This is a genomic window from Parashewanella spongiae (genome assembly GCF_004358345.1).
Lineage (GTDB): Bacteria > Pseudomonadota > Gammaproteobacteria > Enterobacterales > Shewanellaceae > Parashewanella > Parashewanella spongiae.
Genome location: NZ_CP037952.1, coordinates 521,037 through 536,374 on the forward strand (window position 1 = coordinate 521,037; position 15,338 = coordinate 536,374).

General features: G+C 42.3%; 10 protein-coding genes. 3 read left to right on the forward strand and 7 right to left on the reverse strand.

What is annotated here, in order from left to right; genetic code table 11:
• Positions 1-144: 144 nt before the first annotated feature.
• On the forward strand, positions 145-1,614 hold the full coding sequence (locus E2I05_RS01810; protein WP_133309435.1) for an ISKra4 family transposase: 1,470 nt from the start codon (positions 145-147) through the stop codon (positions 1,612-1,614).
• A gap of 335 nt (positions 1,615-1,949) precedes the next feature.
• Here the strand turns inward: E2I05_RS01810 and E2I05_RS01815 are convergent, their stop codons facing one another.
• From E2I05_RS01815 to metJ, 7 genes are all read right to left on the reverse strand, one after another.
• Positions 1,950-5,972 (reverse strand): pentatricopeptide repeat-containing protein, encoded by a 4,023-nt coding sequence (locus E2I05_RS01815; protein ID WP_121853692.1) that lies wholly within the window; start codon positions 5,970-5,972, stop codon positions 1,950-1,952.
• 690 nt (positions 5,973-6,662) lie between these two features.
• On the reverse strand, positions 6,663-7,985 hold the full coding sequence (locus tag E2I05_RS01820) for an alkaline phosphatase (RefSeq protein WP_121853693.1): 1,323 nt from the start codon (positions 7,983-7,985) through the stop codon (positions 6,663-6,665).
• Between the two features lie 19 nt (positions 7,986-8,004).
• Positions 8,005-8,952: a glutathione synthase gene (gene gshB, locus E2I05_RS01825; protein WP_121853694.1), complete on the reverse strand. Its 948-nt coding sequence runs from the start codon at positions 8,950-8,952 to the stop codon at positions 8,005-8,007.
• Positions 8,953-9,040: 88 nt separating this feature from the next.
• On the reverse strand, positions 9,041-9,769 hold the full coding sequence (gene rsmE / locus E2I05_RS01830) for a 16S rRNA (uracil(1498)-N(3))-methyltransferase (RefSeq protein WP_121853695.1): 729 nt from the start codon (positions 9,767-9,769) through the stop codon (positions 9,041-9,043).
• A gap of 4 nt (positions 9,770-9,773) precedes the next feature.
• Positions 9,774-10,535 carry an endonuclease gene (locus tag E2I05_RS01835; protein WP_121853696.1) on the reverse strand — a complete coding sequence of 254 codons (762 nt, stop codon included), beginning with the start codon at positions 10,533-10,535 and terminating at the stop codon, positions 9,774-9,776.
• Positions 10,536-10,592: 57 nt separating this feature from the next.
• Positions 10,593-11,126 (reverse strand): SprT family zinc-dependent metalloprotease, encoded by a 534-nt coding sequence (locus E2I05_RS01840; RefSeq protein ID WP_243641079.1) that lies wholly within the window; start codon positions 11,124-11,126, stop codon positions 10,593-10,595.
• Positions 11,104-11,418, reverse strand: coding sequence for a met regulon transcriptional regulator MetJ (gene metJ / locus E2I05_RS01845; protein ID WP_121853698.1), 315 nt, complete (start codon positions 11,416-11,418; stop codon positions 11,104-11,106). The genes E2I05_RS01840 and metJ overlap by 23 nt, the downstream gene beginning before the upstream one ends.
• Positions 11,419-11,624: 206 nt before the next feature.
• Here metJ and metB point away from each other — a divergent pair, with 206 nt between their 5' ends.
• Together metB and E2I05_RS01855 are read left to right on the forward strand one after the other, a co-directional pair.
• Positions 11,625-12,800, forward strand: a complete 1,176-nt coding sequence (gene metB, locus E2I05_RS01850; protein WP_121853699.1) for a cystathionine gamma-synthase — start codon at positions 11,625-11,627, stop codon at positions 12,798-12,800.
• Positions 12,800-15,220 (forward strand): bifunctional aspartate kinase/homoserine dehydrogenase II, encoded by a 2,421-nt coding sequence (locus E2I05_RS01855; RefSeq protein ID WP_121853700.1) that lies wholly within the window; start codon positions 12,800-12,802, stop codon positions 15,218-15,220. Before metB ends, E2I05_RS01855 begins: the two co-directional genes overlap by 1 nt.
• The last annotated feature ends 118 nt before the right edge of the window (positions 15,221-15,338 follow it).

Below are 15,338 nucleotides of genomic sequence, written 5' to 3' on the forward strand. Positions count from 1 at the left end.
TGGGTGTAGATCTTTTAGATCGACGAAAAGCATGAAAAGATCATTAATTATCAATTGGATGGGTTTAATAAATGGTGCGAAAGGAGCAATTTTATAGTACTTATCAGTTTCCACACACAACAAGTATATAAAAAGGCTCCTTTCATGAAACTAGCATACTCAAACTCACTCGAATTTTCATTCTTTTCTGAAGCCAAATTGAAATTTGAGCGTATTATTTCGCACCTCGAAGACAAACAAGTTAAGCAAGAGAGCCATGGAGAAGTTGAAGCCTATATCGATACCGAAGGAACTGAGTTGTTGCGGTGTTTATTGCAGGGTTTCTTAGATATCAAAACCGCTGAAGAGCCCCGTCAGCAAGTTTGTTCCAACCGTGACATTGCATTGAATCATTTGAAAAATAACTGCAAACGAAATTTAGAAAGTTTATTTGGTACCGTAACGATGCATCGAAAAGGTTACAGTCAACGTCGGTGTGATAACGTGTTTCCAATGGATGGTGAGCTGAATCTTTCGAAAGACAAATACTCTGATGGTGTACGCCTAAGACTCGCTACAGAAGCAGTCCAAGGCTCATATGATGATGCAGTAAGCTCAATAGATACCACCACAGATGCGCACGTGCCCAAGCGACAAGCAAGGCAAATTGTGCAGGATATTGCACAAGATTTTGATGGTTTTTATCTCCAGCAGAGATACCTTAAGCCAGAAAACACATCTGATTTACTGGTATTGACTATGGATGGAAAAGGCATCGTTATGCAACCTAATAGCTTGAGAGAGGGCACGCAAAAAGCAGTGAAACAACAGAAGCTCAAAGGACGCCTAAGTGCTGGAGAAAAAAAAGACCGCAAACGAATGGCAGAAGTTGCAGCGGTATACACCACCAAGCCTTTGCATCGTACCCCAGAATCAATCATGTCTAGAAATGATAATTCAAATGTTCGTCCATTACGTGTGCCACCAAGAAATAAACGTGTGTGGTCAAGCGTAGAAAGAAGCGCTGCGACTGTGATTGAAGAAGCATTTTTAGAAGCTCTGGAACGAGACCCTACTCAAAGCCGTCAGTGGGTTGTACTCGTTGATGGTCATCCTCATCAGCTAAAACAAATTTATCGGGTGATGAAGAAACTCAACATCAATGCAACGGTGGTCATGGATTTCATCCATGTGCTTGAATATCTCTGGAAAGCGGCGTGGTGCTTATTTGAAAAAGATGATCCAGAAGTCGAAGATTGGATAGAAAAGCGAGCGACTGAAATCTTACGAGGTAATGCGTCACAAGTAGCAAAATGCCTTGGGATCAGTGCAACAAAACGGAAATTAAAACAACGAGAAGGCATTAATAAGTGCATCGGTTATCTATTGAAAAATAAATCAAGATTAGAATACGGTAAAGCGTTAAAGCAAGGTTTCCCAATTGCTAGCGGTGTCATTGAGGGAGCTTGTCGTCATCTGATTAATGATAGGTTGGATATCACTGGAGCGAGATGGAGCCTTGAAGGTGCAGAAGCTATATTAAAACTTAGGTCGTTAAGATCGAGTGGTGATATTGAAAAGTATTGGGAGTATCACAAAAAGCAATCCAAACAGAGGTTATACAGATGTGGATAACTTCGTCGTTTTAAAAGACCCACACCCAAACCATTTAGAACATTAAACTTAAAAACATCAGTTGAACGCTGAGTATATGAGTAACTGTTTGAGCAATAAGATGATTTACTATCATGGCTTTCACGCAATGAGTGAAGTGCTCTACGCTCACAAGCTTGCTAAAATGACTGCAAGCTACGCCTTACTATCAGCCATTTTTTCTACGCTTGAGAACGCAGTCAACTGATGTTTCTCGGTTAAAACAAAAATGCATTTAGCATTATAATATTGTCGTTGTTCTATGATGTTCATTTTATGATGCGAACATATTAAAAAGTGTACTCGCTAGTATCAAGTTAATGGGGAGACTCGCGCAATACTATCATTCCTGAGTTGAGTTTACCTTCGATAAACTCAAGTCCAAATTCATCTTTGAGAAAACTTATCATTCCATTTTTTAAAGTATTATTGCCATGGTATCCTGTTATGATCGATGTTATGTTGGGTTCATTGTTTTGTTTGTGGTAACAGAATAATAGTTTTGCGAAACCTAATGGAACACCTTGAATATGTTTACCATTGCCTGAATGTCCTTCGAAGATTTTATCCATATGCAAATTTATACAATGACTCATTAGGCCAACATTTTTTTTATATATTCCTTGTGTTATCCCTTTATCAATCATGATTGCGAAATTATCTTTTTCAAGCGAAGCAAGTTGAGCATGTACTTGTGAAAGAGTAATCATGTCACATTTGTTCATTATTTTTTCTAAATACCATATTCCAGTGTCAAATTCCTTAGCCTTAATACATACTTTAATAAAGGCGCTGTAAATGGCAATATCAGGCTTGATGCCCCATTGTTGCATTAAGCTGGTTGCAGTTGTATCGCCATCGTCCAACACCAATGATTTGGCTTCTGTAAAACGCTCCATTTCAGCGCAGGCAGTCAGCAAATTTATGCAGGTGATTTGATTGGCCTTTAATGACAAATAAGGTGCCATCACGGGCTTATCACCACACACCAGTTGCCAAGCACTATCAAACTGGCCAGTTTTAGCGCATACCGTGATAAAAGCATTGTAAATGGCAACATTAGACTTAATGCCCCAATGCTGCATTAAGCTGGTTGTAGCTGTATCGCCCAACACCAATGATTTGGCTTCGGCATAACGCCCCGTTTCAGCGCAGGCCGTCAGCAAATTCAGGCAGGTGATTGAATCTGCCTTTAGTGGTAGATGAGGTGCCATCACAGGCTTATCACCACACACCAGTTGCCAAGCACTATCAAAGTGGCCAGTTTTAGCGCATACCGTGATAAAGGCACTGTAAACGGCAACATCATGCTTGATGTCCCATTGTTGCATTAAGCTGGCTGTAGCTGTATGACCATCGCCCAACACCAATGATTTGGCTTCGGCATAACGCCCCGTTTCAGCGCAGGCCGTCAGCAAATTCAGGCAGGTGATTGAATCTGCCTTTAGTTGTAGATGAGGTGCCATTACAGGCTTATCACCACACACCAGTTGCCAAGCACTATCAAAGTGGCCAGTTTTAGCGCATACCGTGATAAAAGCATTATAAATGGCAACATTAGGTTTGATGTCCCACAGTTGCATTAAGCTGGTTGTAGCTGTATCGCCATCGCCCAACACCAAAGACTTGGCCTCAGCATAACGCTCCATTTCAGCGCAGGCCGTCAGCAAATTCAGGCAGGTGATTGAATCTGCCTTTAGTGGTAGATGAGGAGCAATCACGAGCTTATCACCACACACCAGTTGCCAAGCACTATCAAACTGGCCTGTTTTAGCACATACCGTGATAAAGGCGCTGTAAATAGCAATATTAGGCTTGATGTCCCAAAGCTGCATTAAGCTGTCTGTAGCTGTAACTGTATCGCCATCGCCCATCACCAATGATTTGGCTTCTGTATAACGCCCCGCTTCAGCGCAGGCCGCCAGCAAATTCATACAGGTGATTTGATTGGCTTTTAATGACAAATGAGGTGCCATCACGGGCTTATCACCGCACACCAGTTGCCAAGCACTATCAAACTGGTCCGTTTTAGCGCACACAGTGATAAAGGCATTGTAAACGGCAACATCAGGCTTGATGCCCCATTGTTGCATTAAGCTGGCTGTAGCAGTATCGCCCAACACCAATGATTTGGCTTCTGCATAATGGCCGGTTTCAGCGCAGGCCGTCAGTAAATTCAGACAGGTGATTTTATTGGCCTTTAATGATAAATGAGGTGCCATCACGGGCTTATCACTACACAGCCGTCGCCAAGCACTATCAAACTGGCCAGTTTTAGCGCATACCGTGATAAAGGCATTGTAAATGGCAACATCAGGCTTGATGCCCCATTGTTGCATTAAACTGTCTGTATCTGTATCTGTATCTGTATCTCCCAACACCAACGATTTGGCTTCTGTAAAACGCTCCATTTCAGCGCAGGCCGTCAACAAATTCATGCAGGTGATTTGATTGGTTTTTAATGACAAATGAGGTGCCATCACGGGCTTATCACCACACACCAGTTGCCAAGCACTATCAAACTGGCCTGTTTTAGCGCATACCGTGATAAAGGCGCTGTAAATGGCAACATTAGGCTTGATGCCCCATTGTTGCATTAAGCTGGCTGTAGCTGTATCGCCCAACACTAATGATTTGGCTTCTGCATAACGCCCCGCTTCAGCGCAGGCCGTCAGTAAATTTATGCAGGTGATTTGACAGGCCTTTAATGACAAATGAGGTGCCATCACGGGCTTGTCACCACACACCAGTCGCCAAGCTCTATCAAAGTGGCCCGTTTTAGCGCATACCGTGATAAAGGCACTGTAAACGGCAACATCAGGCTTGATGCCCCATTGTTGCATTAAGCTGGCTGTAGCAGTATCGCCCAACACCAATGATTTGGCTTCTGCATAACGCCCCGCTTCAGCGCAGGCCGTCAGCAAATTAATGCAGGTAATTGAATCTGCCTTTAGTGGTAGATGAGGTGCCATCACAGGCTTATCACCACACACCAGTTGCCAAGCACTATCAAACTGGCCCGTTTTAACGCATACCGTGATAAAGGCACTGTAAATGGCAACATTAGACTCGATGTCCCACTGCTGCATTAAACTGTCTATAGCTGTAGCGCCATCGCCCAACACCAATGATTTGGCTTCTGCATAACGCCCCGCTTCAGCGCAGGCAGCCAGCAAATTCATGCAGGTGATCTCATCTACCTTTAGTGGTAGGTGAGAGGCCATCACGGGCTTATCACCACACACCAGTTGCCAAGCACTATTAAACTGGTCCGTTTTAGCGCATACGGTTATAAAGGCATTGTAAATGGCAACATTAGGCTTGATGCCCCACTTCTGCATTAAGCTGGTTGTAGCTGTATCGCTATCGCCCAACACCAATGATTTGGCTTCTGCATAACGCCCAGCTTCAGCGCAGGCAGCCAGCAAATTAATGCAGGTGATTTGATTGGCTTTTAATGGCAAATGAGGTGCAATCACAGGCTTATCACCACACACCAGTTGCCAAGCACTATCAAACTGGCCCGTTTTAGCGCATACCGTGATAAAGGCATTGTAAATGGCAACATCAGGCTTGATGCCCCATTGTTGCATTAAGCTGGCTTCAGCAGCATTGCTTAGCACTAATCCTTTGGCATCTGAAAAATTTAAATTTAACTTAATTAATTTCAGTAATAGTGTGCATGTTTTCGCTTCATAGGACGATTTAAATCGTATTATGTCACTAAAAATGCCGTCGAAACTAGATGAATGGTTGTCAGGAAACTCGGCCGCTTTGTGTAACATTTTATGGATTAATCTTATATCCCATGATGTTTCCATGGTCTGTTTGTCGTTTTTTAGGCTGTGAATGATTTCAATAAGCTGCGAAAGTTTAGTGCAACCACCAATTAGTGAATTTAGCTCAATACCCAGTTTATTTTTGCTTTTCTGTTTAAGTTTCCAAGAGTGAATAAGCGCACTGGTCTGAGTAAAAAAGGAATTACTGGAGGAAGATGGTTGCTGTATTTGCTTGGTATATCGAGTGCTCGATTTTGGAGTAATGGATCGGGGCTCAGTTGCAAAACGTCGGCAAGCATTACTTGGCTTCTTACAATAGTGAGTTTCTCGTGTGTGAGAGTTAGAGCAAGCCGACGATGGTTTATTGTTGAAAAAATAATACAGCTTTTGTCTATAGGTTTTGCTTAATAATTGATAACAATGTTGTAAGTTTTCATCACCATCAAACTTTGAAACCTCAAAGTTTAGATAGGATACGGCTTCGCTTGGGTATTCTTGGAGGCTTTTGAGCATGAATCTATATATTGATTGTTGCTCAGCAGGTGTGCGCACTGTCGCCATCACATTACTCAATAAGTGAGTGAATTAACAAGCTAAGAAATAACGCACTGAAATGATAAATACAAAAATATTCAGCTTTAAGGCATTCTATAAATGTATAACAGAAAATTATCCACCGCATAGGGGAGCCGTTTCGTAGCTCATAGTAGCACTTCAGACTCAAAAAAATAATGAAATTGAGCGTAAATTGGTTTTGTCCAGAACCATGACATTTTCTGTGGGGCTCATTCTGTAATTTTCCGTTATTCCTGCGAAGGCAGGAATCTAGTGTCTTTGAACCTAGAAACATCAGTTGACTGCGTTCTCAAGCGTAAAAAAAATGGCTGATAGTAAGGCGTAGCTTGCAGCAAGTAGTTATTCTACTTGCAAAAGTTACAACGCAGATAGCAGTCATTTTAGCAAGCTTGTGAGCGTAGAGCACTTCACTCATTGGGTGAAAGCTATGATGATAAAATCATCATATTGCTCAAACAGTTACTCATATACTCAGCGTTCAACTGATGATTTTAGGTTGAAAAATCGAAGAAATTTTGTGCCGTTAATTACTGTAATTGGTATAAGTATAAAAAAGCGTTGGGCACCCGTTTTCACGAGTGCGACGAGAGAAAGAATTTGGGAGAAAACCAAGTTAAAAGCTATCTCCAACACCAGCTAGATTAATTACTGTAATTAGTATTACTTATTCGCCATTTATTTTTTCATTATATTGGACGAACTGTGCGGTAATAAACTATCAAGTTTCTTGCTGATCTCGGTGTTATCTTGTGAGCCGTTAAATAACTCTGAAGCTGGCCCAGTGGCAAACACTTGCACATCAACTGCAGTGTGATCATCACTTGTCCAGCCGGTGTTGCTGCGCTTATTGACTAAATTGATAATCGCGCGGGTCAATTTACTGTCTTTTTCATTTTTAGCGGCTGTTAAGGTTTTCCACTCTTCAACAGAAGGCTTAAATCCTAATTTTTGAACTAGGGTATCTTGCCATTTTTCTTGTGCTGTAAATGTTGAAACTATGGTTTGTGGGCTGGCATTTAGTTTATGCAAAATAGCAGGGTTCCAGCTCTTTTTATCATTAGCGCCAACGGTTAAACCGCCAGTATCGTGATCGGCCGTGACTACCATTAAGGTATCTGGATGAGTGCCAATAAAACGCTCAATAGTCGCGAGCGTATTGGCAAATTCGTCCATTTCTGCCATTGCAGTGGCGATGTCATTGCCATGACCTGCCCAATCGATAATGCTACCTTCGACTACTAAAACAAAACCTTTGTCATTTTGAGACAACAATGAAAGGGCTTTATCTGTCATTTTGCTCAGTTGTTTACCTTTTGGATTATCAAGCACCCAAGGAAGCTGTACGTCGGCAAATAGACCTAACACTTTACCCGTTTGTACCGTTTCAAGTTGTTCGAATTGGTTAAGGTATTGATAACCTTTTTGTTCGAATTGTTTAATGAGATCGTCAGAGAAATAACGTTGGCCACCGCCGAGAATCACGTCAGCATCTGAATCAAGGTAATCTTCAGCGATTTGTTCGTAGTTACGTCGGTTCTCATTATGTGCCAGAAAACTGGCCGGTGTGGCATGGTTTACTTGTGAAGTCACCGCGACGCCAATCGATTTTCCTATGCTTTTCGCTTTTTCAAGCAAAGTGGTTACTGGCTGCTTATGTTCATCAACACCAATGGCACCGTTGTAGGTTTTTACACCAGCCGAAAGTGCAGTAGCAGAAGCGGCTGAGTCGGTGACGTAACCACTGATTTTGGCTGGGGATGTTCTTGCCATGCCCACCAACAAACGGTCGAATATGGTTGACTCTATTTCATCGGTGTTAGGATCGTCTTTGTAGTAGCGATAGGCGGTGGTGTAGGCTGGACCCATTCCGTCCCCAATCACAAAAACAATGTTTTTAGGTTTACTCGAAGTTTCAGATACCGCATTGGCAGCGAACGTGGTCGCTGACGACAGTAGCGTGAGAGCAAATAAACTTGAAAGGGTACGGTTGAGTTGCATTTTGCTTTTCCTTGGTTTTTTATTTTTGAATTCGTCTTTCAATGGCGTCCATTAGCATACCGGTAATATCGACATCGTAAGCGGCTTCAATTTCTTTGATACAAGTTGGACTGGTGACATTGATTTCCGTGAGCTTGTCACCAATAACATCGATACCCACAAAGATCAGGCCACGTTTTTTAAGTTCAGGGCCAAGTGAACGGGCAATATGCCAATCGCTTTGTGATAGTGGCTGTGGTTGGCCACGACCGCCAGCGGCTAAGTTGCCACGAGTTTCACCTTTTGCGGGAATTCTCGCCAATGAATAGGGTACAGGTTCACCATCAACAATCAAAATACGTTTGTCACCAGAAGTGATTTCGGGAATGAAGGCTTGTGCCATGGCATAGGTTTGCTCATGGTTTGTTAGGGTTTCAATGATGACACCTAGATTGGGATCATTTTGTTTAACCCGAAAAATGGAAGAGCCACCCATGCCGTCAAGCGGCTTTAAGATTATGTCGTTGTGTTGCTGGTAGAATGCACGTATGCGTTTCGCATCACGGCTTACTAATGTGGTTGGCGTAAATTCAGAAAACCATGCGGTGAACAATTTTTCGTTGGCGTCACGTAAGCTTTGCGGCTTATTTACGATTAAGGTTCCGGCTTCTTCTGCGCGTTCGAGCATATATGTGGCGTAGATGAACTCAGTATCAAATGGCGGATCTTTACGCATCAAAATCACATCTAAATCAGCGAGTGGTGCATCTTGAGCGGGTTGTAACTGATACCAATCTTGTGGATCGTCCTTAACCGTTAATTTACCCATGCTCGCTATGGCTTCGCCTTCTAACATGGCTAAGTCTTTCATTTCCATATAGAACAATTGATAACCACGTGTTTGTGCAGCGAGTAACATCGCAAAACTGGAATCTTTTTTAATGTTAATGTCACTGATGGGATCCATCACTATGCCAAGCTTAATCATATTTTTGTTTTCCTTTGCAAAGCTCACAACGTCTGCCAGAGCTAAGATAGCGGGTTATTATTACAAATTTTTGTCACGGAGTAATAAGTTAGAGATCGCCGAACTTTAATTGCAGAGCACTGATGGTAGTCAGTGCTGCAGTTTCAGTGCGTAACACGCGGGGACCAAGCAGAATATCGGTAAATTGATATTGCTCTGTCATTGATATTTCATCGACGGATAAGCCACCTTCAGGCCCAATGAGTAGACGAACTTTTTGGTTATCTATTGTTAAACCGTTAATTCCGTGATTGGCTCTAGGGTGTAAATTCAGCTTTAATGCTGATGTGGCTTCACTGCACCAATCCTGTACCTGCATTGCAGGACGAATTTGAGGCACTGTGCTTCGGCCTGATTGTTCACAAGCACTGATGATAATCTTTTGCCATTGGTGGATTTTTTTTGTCAGACGTTCACCGCTGAGTTTGACGCCACAACGTTCAGAGAATAGTGGTGTGATGGTATTTACACCTAATTCGACCGATTTTTGCAAAGTGAAGTCCATTCTGTCGCCACGAGAAATCACTTGACCTAAATGAATATTAAGCGGTGACTCGCTATTATTTTCTTGTTGGGAAAGGATTTTCACGGTCACAGATTTTTTACCTGATTGGATGATCTCGCTTAAGTAATCATTGCCATCACCATTAAAAAGCGACAATTGATCGCCAGCGACCATCCGCATGACTCGACCAACATGGGCCGCAGCATCGTCGTCAAGGTTAATTGTTTGCTCAGTGGTTAGCGTACAGGATTGGTAAATACGTGGAATTCTCATTTATTCATTCTTCTGATAAGTAACGACTTAGCCCTGTGTTTTGGCAAGCTTGATGCACAAATGTATTATGGTTGCCTTGGGTTAACGCAATGGCTCGTTCTCTTTTACACTCCTGGGGATTTACTGGGTAGCTTTTATTCCATGCGTTGAACAACTTTAATTGTTGTGAGGCAATTCGTAAACCGTAAGTTTGCTTCATATAAAGATAAGTGCGTGCAATGGCACCTCGACTTTGAACAGGAGGCTGCACTTTACGACCTTTAAAGTCGATTAACATATTGCATTGACCGTACTGGTAGCTTTTACCATTCCATTGACTAAAACGGTAATTGCTGCGGTCGCCATTCACCTCGCCTATGGCTGGTACTAGGTTGTGAAGATCTGACTCCATTTTTTTAAAATTAGCATTCATTTTCTTACAATTTTTACGACCACCTTGCTGCCAACATTGAAGTTGGTGCCCAAATTCCCAAGCAGGCACGACGTGTTCCCATTCAATGCGATTAGCTCGTTTAACTTGTTTGCGAACTTGAAAACCACAACTGGTTAAATCAGGCTGCCATTTTTTGCCTTTAATACGGATATCACAACCACAATAAAAACTTTTTTGCTTTAACTGTTTTTTGTAGAGTTTCTTTGCTTTCGATTTAGCTTGAGAAAAGCTGGTTGGATGGCCCGGAGTGGCGTGACTCGCATCGGGAAATATTAAGGCAGAATAAATAACGCTTAGGATTAGACACTTTACTACTTTATGGTTCAATAACATCTACTGCAACCGAATAACTGCACGGTAGTTAAATGGTAGAGTCTAACGGCCTGTTAATCAATAATGTTTTTGTTGCAAAGTTTGCTTACAGGTTTTACAGCGATACTGTGCTTGGTTTCGAATGACTTTATTATGGCGGCGAATACTGAGTTTGATTATTCCGCAAAGGCATTGATAGTTAAATTGAGCCTGTGGCTTGTTGTGTACCGTAAAGTTATGGGTTGTTTTTGGTTGGCACTCAAACAAACTAAGCATCATCGCTTGCCATTCTCTGCCGTGAGGTCTTACACGACCGTAAAGCTGGTGACAAAGTAAGTGACAGATCTCATGGGGTACAACCTCATCAATAAAAACTTGTTGATTATCGGTGAGCATTTGCTGGTTAAAGCGCAACTTGTTAAGTTGCAAATGTGCCATACCAGCACTACGCCCGCGAAGCTTAAAGCTGACTTCTGGGCGTGTAAAACGGCGTTTCAAGTGCTGTTCGGCAACTCGATAGCAATGTTCAACGTGCTCAAGCGTTTTAGCTTGCCAAGTTTCCATAACTAAGTTGGTATCACCAAAATGATTATTCCATGTCTTCCCATTCAATCCCCATAGCATCCATTAATTTTTTTGCTTCTTCTGGAATGCCATCTGAATTGTTTTTTGATAGGTCTTCGTCATGTGGTAAAGGCTGCCCAGTATAAGCATGCAAAAATGCTTCACACAACAGTTCGCTATTGGTTGCGTGACGCAAGTTATTTACCTGACGACGAGTACGTTCGTCGGTTAGTACTTTCAATACCTTGAGTGGAATAGATACCGTGACTTTTTTCACTTGCTCACTTTTCTTTCCATGCTCAGCATAAGGGCTGATGTATTCTCCATTCCACTTCGTCATTGACTCACCTGTATAAACGCTAAATTCGTTGCTGATTTTAAACCCTTACAATTTGCAGTCAAATGATTGCTACATTTTTCATAGGATCAAGATGGGTTTCTTTATGTTTGGACGGCTAAATGTCTAAAGTTCTTGACGAGCGCTTAATGTTTGAATTAAATTAGACGTCTAGACATCTTTAGGTTTGCATAAGGCAGGCTCAGTTCATGGCACAACGACAATCAACAACGGCAGCCGTTCGAAATGGCATTGAAAGCGATACGCAATACGGTGCGGTTGTGCCACCGCTATATTTATCTACTAACTACAGTTTTGATGGCCATAAAATCCCACGTGAATTTGACTATAGTCGATCGGGTAACCCTACTCGCTCTGTGTTAGCCAATACTCTGGCCGAACTTGAGCAAGGTGTCAGCGCTGTCATCACAAGCACTGGCATGTCAGCCATTACATTAATCACTGCGCTACTTGATCATAATGATGTGCTGGTGGTGCCACATGACTGCTATGGCGGCAGCTTAAGACTGTTTAAGCATCTTTCCAGTAAAGGCCACTTTATTCTCAATGTCATTGATCAAACAGATAAATTTGCATGGGAAAATGCGATTGCAGCAAAACCTGCACTCATTTGGTTAGAAACACCCAGTAATCCGCTGTTACGTGTGGTGGATATTAAAGCCGTAGTGAATAAAGCCAAAACCGTTAATGCACTTGTGGCGGTAGATAACACCTTTTTATCACCGTTATTACAACAACCTATCGCGCTCGGTGCCGACATTGTGGTGCATTCGACGACAAAGTACATTAATGGGCACAGTGATGTGGTGGGTGGTGTGGTTGTTGCGGCCGAAAAGGAGTTAGGTGAGCAACTCGATTGGCTAGCGAATACCCTAGGATTGAGCGGTGGAGCGTTTGATGCTTATTTAACTTTGCGAGGTATACGCACTTTACCTTTGCGTATGAAACAACATGAGTACAATGCACAATGTATTGTAGAGCGATTAACAGCTCATCCTCAAGTTGCTAAACTTTATTACCCAGGATTACCAGATCACCCTGAACATGAGATTGCCAAAAAGCAACAACTTGGTTTTGGTGGAATGATAAGCTTTGAACTAAAGGGTGGCGAAGCCTCATTAGTGACCTTTCTTGAAACATTGAGTTTTTTCTCGGTTGCAGAAAGCCTTGGTGGCGTTGAAAGTTTACTGGCAGTTCCAGCGACAATGACTCATCGCTCTATGGATGATGAGGCACAACAGCGTGCAGGCATAAGCCCAAATTTAATTAGGTTATCCGTGGGTATTGAAGACGCTCAAGATTTAGTGAATGATATTGTAACAGCACTTGATGCTGCAGCCCGTTATAATGGAGTAGACGCGTGATGGCCGTTCGTCATGTACATAAATTTGGTGGCTCAAGCCTAGCTGATGCAGATTGTTACCGTCGTGTCGCGCACATTTTACTGACTCATGGGCACAGTGATGACATCGTTATTGTTTCTGCATCAGGAAAAACCACTAATCAGTTATATCGCATTATACAATTGATAAGTGAACAACAACTCTGGAAGCCAGCATTGGCGGTTTTGATTGCTCGGCAACAAGCACTCATTGATCAATTGTTTGAAGGCGAAATGGCCAAGGAGCTTAAAGAAAATCTCGATACCGATCATAATCAAATTGTAAATTTATTGACGTTTGAGACCTGTACTAGTTCTGAGATATGTAAGGGTAAAGTGACCGAATATCAGCAGAACCAATGTTTGGCTTTTGGGGAGTTATGGTCATCGCGTTTACTCGCTAGATTATTAAATTCGGCAGAGGTAGAGGCTAAATCGGTTGATGCAAGAGATATATTGATCGCGGATGAAGGTGTCATGACACATGTCAGAAAATCTGAATCAGCGTTGAATCTTCATGGCTTGATCCAGAGCAACCCTAATACACGATTAGTTATTACTGGCTTTATTTGCAGTGATACAGCGGGGAAAACTTTGCTGCTCGGGCGAAACGGCTCAGATTATAGCGCCAGCTTAATCGCCAGCTTGGCTGATATTGAACGAGTGACAATATGGACCGATGTCGAAGGTGTATTTAACGCTGATCCGAATAAAATCAGTGATGCAAAATTACTGAGTAGTCTGTCACTCACTGAAGCCGATCGATTGGCAAAACTTGGAACACCGGTATTACACAGTCGAACCTTACAGCCACTGTTTAATGCCAATGTCAGTTTGGCGGTTCGATCAAGCTTTGCGTCACACACGGATTTCACATTGATCAACCCTCAATCCGACTCGTCTAGAGAGCCTGTCGTCACCAGTGTGGATTCGGTGGTTTTATTTACTCTTAAAACTTCTACTGATACCCAGCACATATTACATCGACTTAATGAACAAGATTTAATCCCATTGGCATGGTGGCGAAAATCAAAAGATCAGTTATTACTGGCATTCACGCTCGATACTAAATTGAACGTTGAGGAAGTATTAGCTTCTCTATCAGTAGAATCGGCAACGTCATTTTCTGTAGATTTAAATTACGGTTTGGTCGCACTTGTCAGTCATGACGTTGACTTATATCGTCGAAGATTTGCACGATTACTCAACCGAGAAGCCATCCCGTTATTTCAGGACTCTGTTAGCCTAGTTACATTAGTTCCGCAATATCAAGTGAAACGTTTGATCCAAAAAGTGCATCGACGTTGTACTGGGCCAAAACAAAGAATTGCTGTGGTTTTATTTGGTGCAGGCAACATTGGCCGAGTATGGCTAGAGGTATTTGAAAAATCGGTTGTTTCACTGAGCAATGAGTTCGAAGCACAAATTGATTTAGTGGGGATTGTAAATTCAACTCAAGCCTTGTTGAGTGCAACGGCGATAGCGCTGAGCCAGTGGAAGTCTCAGTTTAAAAGTAATGCAACTCAGTGGGATTATAAAAGCTTATTTTCTCACTTAGATGGTCTAGAGTATCAAGACATAATTGTCTTGGACGTCACCGCAAGTGCCAGTTTGACTCTGAAATATGATGAGTTTTTTAATTGCGGCATTCACCTCGTCAGTGCAAACAAATTAGCCGGATCAGGGCCAATGACTTTTTATCAGTCATTGAAGCAACAGCTGAGTAATCGCCGTTTATTTTGGCGATATAATGCCAGTTGTGGAGCAGGGCTGCCAATCCAATATTCACTGAATGATCTGCATAACAGCGGTGACTCAATCGAAGCCGTTGGAGGTATATTTTCAGGTACATTATGCTGGCTGTTTGAGCATTACGATGGGCAATCTTCATTCTCTGAGTTAGTGCTCAAGGCTAAACAGCAAGGTATAACAGAACCTGATCCTCGAGACGATCTATCGGGTCGTGATATGCAAAGAAAGCTTTTAATTATTGCCCGTGAAATAGGCTTAGAGCTTGAGCTTGAAGATATTCAATTAGACTCACTGGTGCCTGAGCAATTAGCTGATATACCATTAGATGAATTTCTAAATCGATGCTCTGAGCTGGATTCGAGTATCGAACAGCAATGGCAAGCGGCCAAAGCCGAACAGAAAGTGATCCGTTACGTTGCCTCTTTGGAAGGTATATCAGGCGATTTGACTGCTAAGGTAGGCATAGAGTGGGTTGATATCAACCATCCTTATGCGAGCCTAACTCCAGGAGATAATGTTTTTGTTATCAAGAGTAAATTCTATCAAGATAATCCATTGATTATCCGTGGGCCTGGCGCGGGACGAGAAGTCACCGCTGCTGCAATTCAATCTGACTTAACCCAAATATGCCGAGATTTATTGCTTAATTAGGAAAGTTGCGGAAGAAAGTATACCGATGAGTTCTCGTCACTTCAGCCTTAGTTGATATGACAAAGATTGGTACTTTCTAAATCGCTAGATCCATTAAGCCTTCTTATACCAAAGATCT